The sequence below is a fragment of the Variovorax rhizosphaerae genome, assembly GCF_037889975.1.
Lineage (GTDB): Bacteria > Pseudomonadota > Gammaproteobacteria > Burkholderiales > Burkholderiaceae_C > Variovorax > Variovorax rhizosphaerae.
Genome location: NZ_JBBKZT010000020.1, coordinates 50,851 through 62,504, shown reverse-complemented (window position 1 = coordinate 62,504; position 11,654 = coordinate 50,851). Strand labels below are relative to the sequence as shown.

The window sequence follows — 11,654 nt, the reverse complement described above, 5'->3', positions numbered from 1 at the left end:
GCATTGCATTAGGAGACACGACACTTGAGTTCACAAGACACCTCAACGGATGTGCAGCGCGGCGTGCTCGTTCTCGGCGCCGATGGGAAGCAACAGACCGCAAGCGGCATCGCGACGCAGCGCGAACTGGCTACCAGCATCATCAACGGCTGGCAGGAGGCACGCCGCCGAAGCAAGCGCCTGTTCGCAGTCGACGGACCGAACGAGTCTGCGGTGGTGGTCGTGGCCCTGCCGACGCCGGACGAGACCGTGCTCGTGGCCGTGCAGCGCGAAAGCCGTGACGCGCTCTTCGAATTTGTCGGCTCGGTCGACTTCGCCGGCGACATCCTGGCCCACTTCCTCACCAATCCCTTCGAAGCGCTCAGCGTTGTGGATCGCGACAGCAACGTGAGATACATGAGTCCCGTTCATGAGAAGTTTTTTGGGCTCCGGCCCGGCGGTGGCGTGGGCCGCCACGTCACCGAAGTGATCGAGAACTCGCGGCTTCACCATGTGGTCGAATCCGGTAAATCCGAGGTGGGACTTCTGCATCAGATGCGGGGGGTCACGCGCGTGGTCATGCGGCACCCCATCCGCAGCATGCAGGGCGAAGTCGTCGGCGCCATCGGGCAGATCATGTTCAAGGGCCCGGAGCAACTGCAAGCGCTGTCCTCCGAACTCACCAAGCTCAAGTCCGAGGTGGCCTACTACCGCCGAGAGTTGAACGACTTGCGCAATCGCAGCTACGGGCTGGACCAGATCATCGGAGAGAGCGCTGCCATGCAGCGCCTGAAGCAGCAGATCATCAAGGTTGCGCCGCTGGACATTCCCGTGCTGCTGACCGGCGAAAGCGGCACCGGCAAGGAACTGGCCGCTCACGCCATCCACAAGCTGAGTCCGCGACGCGATGGAACCATGGTCATGGTGAATGCAGCCGCACTGCCGTCCACCCTGGTCGAAAGCGAGCTGTTCGGCTATGAAGCCGGGTCCTTCACCGGCGCGGAGCGCAAGGGTCGCAAGGGAAAGATCGAGCAGGCGCATGGCGGAACCCTGTTCTTCGACGAAGCTGGCGACATGCCTTCCGACGTGCAGGTGAAACTGCTGCGCGTCTTGCAAGATGGCTCGTTCCAGCGCGTGGGCAGCAACGACGTGCGTACCTCGAACTTCCGCCTCATCAGCGCGAGCAACCGCAACTTCGAGGCCATGATCGCGGAAGGCACCTTCCGGCTGGATCTGTTCTACCGGATGGGTGCGGTCACGATCCGCCTGCCGTCGCTGCGCGAACGTCTCGATGACATCCCGATGCTCGCCGAGCTGGCGCTGAACCAGTTTGCAGAGCGGCACGGCCATCGGCCAAAACGACTGTCGGTCGAGGCCCTCGAGTTCCTCAAGAGCCAGCGCTGGCCGGGCAACGTTCGCCAATTGATGCATGCCGTCGAGCGGTCGGCGATATTTTGCGAATCGGAGGTGATCGGTCCTGCCGACTTCGGCATGGTGGATTCCGAGCCCGGCATGTTCGAGGAATCCCCGGTAGTCGCACCCGCCGATGGCGCGGTGGCAGCCCCTGCGGAAGTCCGGATGATCGAACCCATGCGTGTCAGCAACGCCGTCGAGCAGGTCGAGGAGCAACTGATCCGCCAAGCCATGACCAAGTACCACGGCAACAAGAAGCGTGTCGCGGTCGAGCTCGGTATCTCGCGGTCCTACCTGTACAAGCGGCTGGCCCAGATGCTGGTCGTCCCTGGTTCGGATACCTGAGCCGGTCGGGGGGCCATCGCCCACCAAGATGGCTGGGGCCTGCCAAGGCACCCAACCGCGCCAGCGGCTGCGCCTCGGCCTCGCGGGGGGCTCTACATCTCCTTCGTCCTTCGCATGCCCTTGCAGGCGGCAGACAGCGTTCCCGCCGTGGACACCTCTGTCCTCGACCGATACACGCGGGACGCCGGCCCAAGGGTGTCCTCTGCGAGCGCTTCCTCTTGCATGCTCTGTACCAACGGCTGGCACGACCGTTGCGTTGTGAGGGCATAGGCGTTCCCCCTGCTCGGGCAAGGCGCCAAGGATTTCAAGGCCGCCAACGCCTCGAGAGGAGTGAGACAGCCCCATGTGCAACTTGTATTCGAAACCGATGCGACGGACCCTGCCGTGAGCTCGATCCGTCGCGTCCATGAACTTGCGTGTCAGCCCGCTCATCAGCGTGCGATGGCGCCATGCGCGTGGGCAATCTCGGCCATTCGCCATCGCGAGCTGGGTCGAGCATGACGATCAAGATCGATACCCTCATGCCGTTCGCGCACCCGGTGTACATCCGGTGTGTCGTGGACTGCCTGAACAGTCTCGGCATCCGGCCGCTGACTGTGCTCGCGAATGCCGGGCTGAGTTGGCAGGACCTCTGCGACGGGCATCACATGGTCGAGTTCCACGTGTTCCGCCAGTTTGTCGAACACGCCATCCGCGCCAGCGGCGAGCCCGGGCTGGGCCTGATTGCCGGGCTGATGCTTCAGCCTTATCACACCCCAGTCGGCGTCGGCGCCGTGACCGCCGCCACACTGGGACAAAGCCTGCAGTTCACGACGCGAAACGCGCCCCTGATCTTCCGAAGTCTTGAGTTCGAATTGGAGAACGGGCCCCGATGGAGCACCGTTCGGGTCAAGCCCATTCGGCCGCTCTGCGAGACGCGTGTTTTCGTCACGCAGTCCATCGTCGGAATCTTCTGCCGCCTGCTTGAGGCCATCCTTGGAAGGCACGCCGATGAACTCAGCATCGGACTTCCCTACGCACGGCCTCCAGGCAATGACGATCCCTGCCTTCGTCATGTCCGCTACGTCGAGTTCGACCACCAGTACCTGACGTTCAGATTGCCCGTCGCATTGCTCGATACGCCGTCGGTTTCGGCCAATCGGGATGCGTTTGAACGCGCCACGCAATCGTGTCAGAAGATGGGATTGGAACTGAGTCAAGGCGGTTTCGTGGAGCGTGTGAGACGCGCGCTACTGGAAGGCTTGAACACCAATCCGGAACTCGCAAAAGTGGCCACCGATCTCGGCGTTCCGACACGCACGCTGGCGCGCCGACTCGCGGAGGCTGGCGTGACTTATTCCAACCTGAAGGACGACCTTCGAAAGACCCATGCTGCCTGGTACCTCCAGCACACGGAGCTCTCTATCGAGGCCATCGCTTCGCAGTTGGGCTACACCGACACGGCCATCTTCAGTCGCAAGTTCAAGTGCTGGTTCCGCATGCCGCCCAGCAAGATGCGACAGACCTTGCGGATGAGCGCGTACTGAGTCCAGACAGGTAGCGCTGCCGCTACCACTGCACCCGGGAGCGCTGGCCGTCAGCGCCGCGCGTATCTCCAACACCCTTCTGTGCCTCCACGCAGCAGGCCGCCTTCGGCTCGATCAGCCACGCCGACGCGGCGAACGAAGTTCGCTTCATCACCACTCAGGATCAGGAAGAACGACTGACCGACCACTTCGAGCACGCCCTTGGGCGTCGTAGATGGGTCGCGGTCGCGCAGTCAATTCGGTCACCGTCGAAACATGAAATGCATCGTTGTTCTCCGACGTGCATAGCGCCATTCCCGCCGACATCCTTGCGCGATGTCTCGCCTCGACAACGCGTCCTAGAAAACTTTTGGTTGGTCTTGCAGTGCTGCTGGCCGACTTTGCATGAATGAGCCTGAACCGAAGCGACGTCACTGATGCAATGAACTTGACTTCCCTTTAGGAGGTATGGCTCGGGGCTCGATGAAGGCACGAACGTGTCCACACAACGACCTCTTGCATCGCAACCCTGTTATTGAATCAATGGAGATCCTTGCAATGAAGAAATCGCTCGTTTCGCTGGCGGCGCTGGCTGTTGCCAGCACAGCCTCAGCCCAGTCATACGTCATGTTGTCCGGTGTGGTCGACGTCGGCGTGAGTAGCTATCAGAACACCTCGGAGACGCCCCTCGGCGTCACGGCCAAGACCAGCAAGACAGCTGTCACGCAGGGCGCGTGGGGTGCCAGCCGCCTGGTATTCAAGGGGCAGGAAGACCTGGGTGGCGGCCTGGGTGCCGCCTTCTTCCTTGATGCAGCGATCTTCCCCGACGACGGCACTGTCGGTGGCAACACCAACAACACAGGACCAGCCAACGCGGGCTACTTCAATCGCCGCTCGACGGTCAGTCTTTTGTCGCCCTGGGGTGAAATCCGGCTCGGTCGCGACTACACGCCTGAGTTCTGGAATGACAACATCTTCGACCCGTTCCTCACCAGCGGCGTCGGTACCAACCTGATCTCGACGGCAAACGGCTACAGCAACAACGGCGCGGCCGTGAACGGCTTCCAGGCCAACAACATGTACGTGCGTGCGAGCAACTCGGTCGGCTACTTCCTGCCGGCCGTGCTCGGTGGCTTCTATGGCCAGGTCATGTATGCGTTCAACGAGCAGGTGAAGTACGACCCGGGCACCCTCACGCCGAATGCTCCCAACAATTCCCGCGCAGGCGGCTATGTCGGCGGGCGGTTCGGCTACGCCAAGGACAAGATCGACATTGCCGCGTCCTACTCGCGCGCCACGCTCGCAGACAACTACTACGCGGGCCGCACGACGAAGCTCGACACGTTCAACATGGGCGCGTCGTACGACTTCGATGTCGTGAAGATCATGGGCGAGTACTCGAGGGCCGAGCTCAAGACGACGATCACCGGCGTCGTGCCACTCGTCAACCCCTCGCCGACCGGCACGGGGTTCCTGGTCGGCTTCACCTTGCCGATCGGCCCGGGCCTGATCCGCGGCTCCTACGCCCAACTGAAGATCGACCCGGATCGGCCAGCGCTGCTCACCGGCAATCCCAAAGCAGAGAAGTTTGCGCTTGGCTATGTGTACAACCTGTCCAAGCGCACAGCGCTCTACACCACGTACGCGCAGATCAACAACAAGAACGGCTACGACCTCGGCATCGGCAACAGCCCGGCCTACGTGACGAGCGGCACTTTCCAGGCCAAGACCTCACGCGGCTTCGACCTCGGCATGCGCCATTTCTTCTGACGTTGACGTAGCGTCATCACGACCGCAAGGACCCTGAGGGCCACCCGATGAAGATCGGGTGGCCCTGCCCCCATCATGAAGTGGAGGAGCGCATATGCACGAGTGCCCCCTGTCGAGTCATCCCGCGGCGAGGATGATCGATCTGAACGACCTTCGCGTCTTCGCGTACGTCGCGTCGCTGAACAGCTTCTCCCTGGCGGCCGATGCGTTGAACATCCACAAGTCAAGCGTCAGCCGCAGCATTGCGCGACTTGAGTTCCTGCTTGACGCAAGTCTGCTTGCCCGGACCACGCGCAAAATCGAGTTGACACAGCGCGGTATCGCGCTGAAAGCTCATTGCATGGCGGTCCTCGCCCGGATCAATGAAGCAATTGGCATCGCTGGCGGCTTCGATGCGGCAACGCGTGTGCCCGCTGCGGTGCTGATCGAATCGGACATCGCGTTGGTACACCGCGTCCGGATGCCACGGCCCGCGCGCTACCTGCCGCATCGCTCGACGATGGCGACCTGACCGGCGCATCGAGGCTGCAGCCCGAACTGCGCGGCTGCAAGGCGCACCGTGTATTTCAAGTAATCACTTTGCTGTCGTTCATGCGGACATCCTCACGCCCACGTGGCACCGTACCGAACATCTCAATCGCATTTCTCCTCGCAGTCGTATGTGAGAGCTTTTGTCGAAGCCACTGGCATACGTCTTGCCTTTGACCATGCATCCGAGCTTGGTCTGCAAGCCGGACAACGTTGCGCGCAGGAGGCTGCGCGCGTCTGAAGATATTTTTGGAGCAGGAACTTGAACCAGGATTTGCGCAAGGTCGGTGTGGTCGGAGCGGGGGCCATGGGACGCGGCATCGCTCAGGTCTGCGCCGCCGCAGGCTGCAGCGTCCAGCTTGTGGACAGCGCCACCGACGCACTGGCGCGCGCCATCGATTCGGTCCGCGACGATCTGTCGCAAGCGGTGGCCAAGGGCCGACTTTCGCAAGCAGACGCCGACGCGACGCTTTCGCGCATCGAACCTGTTTCCGAGCTCAAGCAGTTGAGTGGTTGCGAACTCGTGGTCGAAGCGATCGTCGAGAAGCTTGAAGTCAAGCAGGCGCTCTTCAAGGAACTCGAAGCGATCGTTCCGGCGGATTGCATTCTCGCCACCAACACGTCTTCGCTCAGCGTGACGGCACTCGCTGCCGCATGCGCATCGCCCGAGCGCGTGGCGGGGTGGCACTTCTTCAACCCCGTCACGCGCATGCGTGTAGTGGAGGTGATCCAGGCACCCCGTACGGCGCTCGAAGCCGTGCAGGCTCTCGTCTCGCTTTCCAAGCGGATCGGCCATCGGGCGGTCGTGACCTCGGACTCGCCCGGCTTCGTCGTCAATCACGCGGGTCGCGCGTTCGTCACGGAAGGACTGAAGCTCTTGGCCGAGCGCACCGCCGAGCATCAGGTGCTGGACGGCATCCTGCGCACGTGCGCAGGCTTCCGCATGGGTCCGTTCGAACTGCTCGACCTGACCGGCCTGGACGTCTCCGTGCCGGTGATGGAATCGATCCACGGACAGTACTACGGTGACGACCGCTATCGCCCCGTCACCCTCGCGCGCACTCGCCTGCTCGCAGGCTTGCTGGGCCGAAAGACCCGCCAGGGCTTTTACAGCTACGAAGGCAAGCCGGCAGCCCCGCCCTCTTCCCCGCCGGCAGGTCTGAGCGACGACAAGGCTTCCCCAGAGGTGTCCATGTGGTGGCCCGTGGACGGCCCTGCGGCCCTGCCTTCTTCGATCACGGCATTGCTGCCCGTCGAACGCAGGGTTGCGCAAGCGCATGAGGCCGACGTCCTTCTGCTAGCCCCCCTCGACACCGATCTCTCGTCCGCGGTGGCGGAACTTCGCCTCGACGCGTCGAAGGTCATCGCGATCGACCCGGTTTTCGGCAGCGCGAACGGCGTCACGCTCATGTCTTGCCCTGCAACCTCGGCGGCGACCGTCGATGCCGCACAGCGCGTGTTCGCTGCGCGCTCCATCCCCAGCTTCGTCATCGCCGATTCGCCCGGCTATGTCGCGCCACGCGTCGTGGCCTGCATCGTCAATCTCGCCTGTGAGATGGCCCAGCAAGGCATCGCAGCGCCCGATGACATCGACGCAGCCGTGCGGCTGGGCCTGGGCTACCCCTTTGGTCCACTCGAGTGGGGTGATCGCCTGGGCGCGGATCGCGTCCTTCAGATCCTGAAGGGCCTTCACGCCACCTTCGAGGACCCGCGGTATCGCCCCTCGCCCTGGTTGGTGCGCCGCGCCCGCCTGTCCTTGCCGTTGTCGGCGCCGGATCGCCTGGCCTGACTCTCGCATCGCGTGCGGCCCCTCTCTCAACATTCAAACTTCCAATGACTCGACAAGCCTTCATCTGTGACGCCATCCGCACCCCCTTCGGCCGCTATGGCGGCGCGCTCAGCAACGTGCGTGCCGACGACCTCGGCGCGGTTCCGATCAAGGCGCTCATGGCGCGCAATCCGAACGTCGACTGGCAAGCCGTCAGCGACGTGATCTACGGCTGCGCCAACCAGGCCGGCGAGGACAACCGGAACGTCGCGCGCATGTCGGCGCTGCTCGCGGGCCTGCCGCTGGAAGTGGGCGGAACCACCATCAACCGCCTGTGCGGCTCCAGCCTGGACACGCTGGGCACGGCGGCACGCGCCATCAAGTCCGGCGAGGCCGGCCTGATGATCGCCGGCGGCGTGGAAAGCATGAGCCGCGCGCCCTTCGTGATGCCCAAGGCCGAGTCGGCTTTCGGCCGCGCCAACGCGGTGTACGACACCACCATCGGCTGGCGCTTCGTCAACAAGAAGATGAAGGAAGCCTACGGCGTCGACTCGATGCCCGAGACGGCCGAGAACGTCGCCACCGACTACAAGATCGAGCGCGAGGCGCAGGACCGCATGGCGCTGGCCTCGCAGCAGCGCGCCGTGGCTTCGCAGAAGTCCGGCTTCTTCGATGCCGAGATCACGCCCGTGAGCGTGGCCCAGAAGAAGGGCGATCCGATCATCGTCAGCAAGGACGAGCATCCGCGCGACACCACGATGGAAGCGCTGGCCAAGCTCAAGGGCGTGGTGCGGCCCGACGGCACGGTGACCGCCGGCAATGCCAGCGGCGTGAACGACGGCGCCTGCGCGATCCTGCTGGCCGACGAAGCCAGCGCCGCCAAGTACGGCCTCACGCCGCGCGCCCGCGTGGTCGGCATGGCCACGGCCGGCGTCGCGCCGCGCATCATGGGCATCGGCCCGGCCCCGGCCTCGCAGAAGGTGCTGGCGCTGACCGGCCTCACGCTGGACCAGATCGACGTCATCGAACTCAACGAAGCCTTTGCCGCGCAAGGTCTCGCGGTGCTGCGTATGCTGGGCCTGAAGGACGACGATGCCCGCGTCAACATCAACGGCGGCGCCATCGCGCTGGGCCACCCGCTGGGCGCAAGCGGCGCGCGACTGGCGACCACCGCGGTCAACCAACTGCACAAGCAGGGCGGCCGCTACGCGCTGTGCACGATGTGCATCGGCGTGGGCCAGGGAATCGCGGTGATCCTCGAACGGGTGTGATCGCGCGCAGGCGGCTGGCCGCCGCGAACGCGACCCTCGCGGGTCTCCAACAGACCCCCACTCTCCCCCTTACAACCAGGAGTCTGCAATGCAGATAGGTGTTCCCGCCGAAAGTATGGCGGGCGAAACCCGCGTGGCTGTCACGCCCGAAACGGCGAAAAAACTCACAGCGCAGGGCCATACGGTCCGCGTGCAATCCGGCGCCGGCGTTGCCGCCAGCGTCACTGACGCCGCCTACCAGGCGGCCGGCGCAGAGATCACCGATGCCGATGGCGCCTTCGCCGCCGACATCGTGCTCAAGGTGCGCAGCCCCTCTGACGCCGAAGCCGCGCGCATGAAGCCCGGCACCGTCGTCATCGGCATGCTCAACCCCTTCGACGCCCCCGGCCTGCAACGCCTGGCCAGCGCCGGGCTCACCAGCTTCGCGCTGGAGGCCGCACCCCGCACCACGCGCGCCCAGAGCATGGACGTGCTCTCCTCCCAAGCCAACATCGCCGGCTACAAGGCCGTGATGATCGCGGCGGACCGTTATCAACGCTTCTTCCCGATGCTGATGACGGCGGCCGGCACCGTGAAGGCCGCCCGCGTGGTGATTCTCGGCGTCGGTGTGGCAGGCCTGCAGGCCATTGCCACCGCCAAGCGCCTGGGCGCGGTCATCGAGGCCAGCGACGTGCGCCCCAGCGTCAAGGAACAGATCGAATCGCTGGGCGCCAAGTTCATCGAGGTCTCCTACGACACGGATGAAGAGAAGGAGGCCGCGGTCGGCGTCGGAGGCTATGCCAAGCCGATGCCGCCGAGCTGGCTGGCGCGCCAGCAGGTCGAGGTGGCCAAGCGCGTGGCGCTGGCGGACATCGTGATCAGCACCGCGCTGATCCCGGGCCGCGCCGCACCGACGCTGATTTCCGAGGACATGGTCAAGTCGATGAAGGCCGGCTCGGTCATTGTCGACATCGCCGCAGGCAAGGGCCCGGACGGCATCGGCGGCAACTGCCCGCTTTCCGAAGCCGACAAGACCGTGATCAAGCATGGCGTGACACTCGTGGGCGAAACCAACCTCGCCGCGCTCGTGGCGGCCGACGCCTCGGCCCTCTACGCGCGCAACGTGCTCGACTTCCTCAAGCTGGTCATCACCAAGGAAGGCACGCTCAAGATCGACCTCGAGGACGACATCGTCGCCGCCTGCCGCATGACGCAGGACGGCCAGGTCACCCGCACATAACGAGGAGGAAGAAGCCATGGATCCCGTCTCCCACACAGTCATCAACCTGATCATCTTCGTGCTGGCCATCTACGTGGGCTACCACGTGGTCTGGACCGTCACGCCCGCACTGCACACGCCGCTGATGGCCGTGACCAATGCCATCTCCGCGATCGTCATCGTCGGCGCCATGCTGGCGGCCGCGATGACCAGCTCCGTCTTCGGCAAGACCATGGGCGTGCTGGCCGTGGCGCTGGCCGCGGTGAACGTCTTCGGCGGCTTCCTCGTCACGCGGCGAATGCTGGAGATGTTCAAGAAGAAAGAGAAGAAGGCGCCTGCGGCGAAGGAGGCGGCCAAATGAGCATGAATGTCGTCACGCTGCTGTACCTCGTCGCCAGCATCTGCTTCATCCAGGCCTTGAAGGGCCTGTCGCATCCCACGACGTCGATCCGCGGCAACATGTTCGGCATGGTCGGCATGGCCATCGCCATCCTGACCACGGCCGCGCTGATCCTGCAGCTCTCCGCGGGCAACCTCGGCGGCATGGCCTGGGTGCTGCTGGGCCTGGTGGCCGGCGGCGGCTACGGCGCGTACCGCGCCAAGACCGTCGAGATGACGGCCATGCCCGAACTGGTCGCGTTCTTCCACAGCATGATCGGTATGGCGGCGGTGTTCATCGCCGTTGCCGCGGTGGTCGAGCCCTGGGCCTTCGGCATCACGCCACTGCCGGTGCAGGCCGCGGGCACGGTCAACACGCCCGAAGGCGCGATGATCGTCGACGGCTTCCTGCGCTTCGCGATTCCCGCGGGCAACCGACTGGAACTGTTCCTGGGTGCGGCCATCGGCGCGATCACCTTCAGCGGCTCGGTCATCGCCTTCGGCAAGCTGTCGGGCAAGTACAAGTTCCGCCTGTTCCAGGGCGCGCCGGTGCAGTTCAAGGGCCAGCACATGGTCAACCTGGTGCTGGGCCTGATCACGATCGGCCTGGGGCTGGTGTTCGTCTTCACCGAAAGCTGGCTGGCCTTCTTCCTGATGGTGCTGCTGTCCTTCGTGATGGGCGTGCTGATCATCATCCCGATCGGCGGCGCGGACATGCCGGTGGTGGTGTCGATGCTCAACAGCTACTCGGGCTGGGCGGCGGCGGGCATCGGCTTCTCGCTGAACAACGCGATGCTGATCGTGGCCGGTTCGCTGGTGGGCTCCTCGGGTGCGATCCTGAGCTACATCATGTGCAAGGCGATGAATCGCTCCTTCTTCAGCGTGATTCTGGGTGGCTTCGGCGGCGAGGCGGTCGCCGCGACCAGCGGCGCCAAGGAGCAGCGCCCGGTCAAGAGCGGCAGCGCCGACGACGCGGCCTACATGCTGTCCAACGCCGAGACCGTGATCATCGTGCCGGGCTACGGCCTTGCGGTGGCGCGGGCGCAGCATGCGGTCAACGAACTGGCCGAGAAGCTGATCCACAAGGGTGTGACGGTGAAGTACGCGATTCATCCGGTGGCGGGTCGCATGCCGGGCCACATGAACGTGCTGCTGGCCGAGGCCGAGGTGCCCTACGACCAGGTCTTCGAGATGGAAGACATCAACGGCGAGTTCGCGCAGGCCGACGTGGCCATCATCCTGGGCGCCAACGACGTGGTGAACCCAGCCGCGCTCACCAAGGGCACGCCGATCTACGGCATGCCGATCCTGGAGGCCTACAAGGCCAAGACGGTGATCGTGAACAAGCGCTCCATGGCCGCCGGTTACGCCGGCCTGGACAACGAGCTGTTCTACATGGACAAGACCATGATGGTCTTCGGCGACGCCAAGAAGGTGGTCGAGGACATGGGCAAGGCGATCGAATGACCCATGGGCGCGCGCGGGGCGCGTGTCCCCTG

9 protein-coding genes are annotated in these 11,654 nt (G+C 64.4%); all 9 read left to right on the top strand.

Annotated features, from left to right (window positions below):
• Window positions 1-24: 24 nt before the first annotated feature.
• The gene (locus WKW82_RS31495) at window positions 25-1,737 is read left to right on the top strand and encodes a sigma-54 interaction domain-containing protein (protein WP_340346740.1); all 1,713 of its coding nucleotides are present in this window, start codon (window positions 25-27) and stop codon (window positions 1,735-1,737) included.
• A 497-nt stretch (window positions 1,738-2,234) separates the two neighbouring features.
• Window positions 2,235-3,263 (top strand): AraC family transcriptional regulator, encoded by a 1,029-nt coding sequence (locus tag WKW82_RS31490; protein WP_340346738.1) that lies wholly within the window; start codon window positions 2,235-2,237, stop codon window positions 3,261-3,263.
• A gap of 537 nt (window positions 3,264-3,800) precedes the next feature.
• Entirely contained in the window at window positions 3,801-5,012 is a 1,212-nt protein-coding gene (locus WKW82_RS31485) for a porin (protein ID WP_340346737.1), read from the top strand.
• 133 nt (window positions 5,013-5,145) lie between these two features.
• On the top strand, window positions 5,146-5,523 hold the full coding sequence (locus tag WKW82_RS31480; protein ID WP_340346735.1) for a LysR family transcriptional regulator: 378 nt from the start codon (window positions 5,146-5,148) through the stop codon (window positions 5,521-5,523).
• A gap of 279 nt (window positions 5,524-5,802) precedes the next feature.
• Window positions 5,803-7,329 (top strand): 3-hydroxyacyl-CoA dehydrogenase, encoded by a 1,527-nt coding sequence (locus WKW82_RS31475; protein ID WP_340346734.1) that lies wholly within the window; start codon window positions 5,803-5,805, stop codon window positions 7,327-7,329.
• Window positions 7,330-7,373: 44 nt separating this feature from the next.
• The gene (gene pcaF, locus WKW82_RS31470; RefSeq protein WP_340346733.1) at window positions 7,374-8,579 is read left to right on the top strand and encodes a 3-oxoadipyl-CoA thiolase; all 1,206 of its coding nucleotides are present in this window, start codon (window positions 7,374-7,376) and stop codon (window positions 8,577-8,579) included.
• An 88-nt stretch (window positions 8,580-8,667) separates the two neighbouring features.
• Window positions 8,668-9,798 (top strand): Re/Si-specific NAD(P)(+) transhydrogenase subunit alpha, encoded by a 1,131-nt coding sequence (locus WKW82_RS31465; protein WP_340346732.1) that lies wholly within the window; start codon window positions 8,668-8,670, stop codon window positions 9,796-9,798.
• Between the two features lie 16 nt (window positions 9,799-9,814).
• Complete coding sequence (locus tag WKW82_RS31460) at window positions 9,815-10,138, top strand: NAD(P) transhydrogenase subunit alpha part 2 (protein WP_340340206.1); 324 nt, start codon at window positions 9,815-9,817, stop codon at window positions 10,136-10,138.
• Window positions 10,135-11,622, top strand: coding sequence for an NAD(P)(+) transhydrogenase (Re/Si-specific) subunit beta (locus tag WKW82_RS31455; protein ID WP_340346731.1), 1,488 nt, complete (start codon window positions 10,135-10,137; stop codon window positions 11,620-11,622). Before WKW82_RS31460 ends, WKW82_RS31455 begins: the two co-directional genes overlap by 4 nt.
• Window positions 11,623-11,654 lie beyond the last annotated feature (32 nt).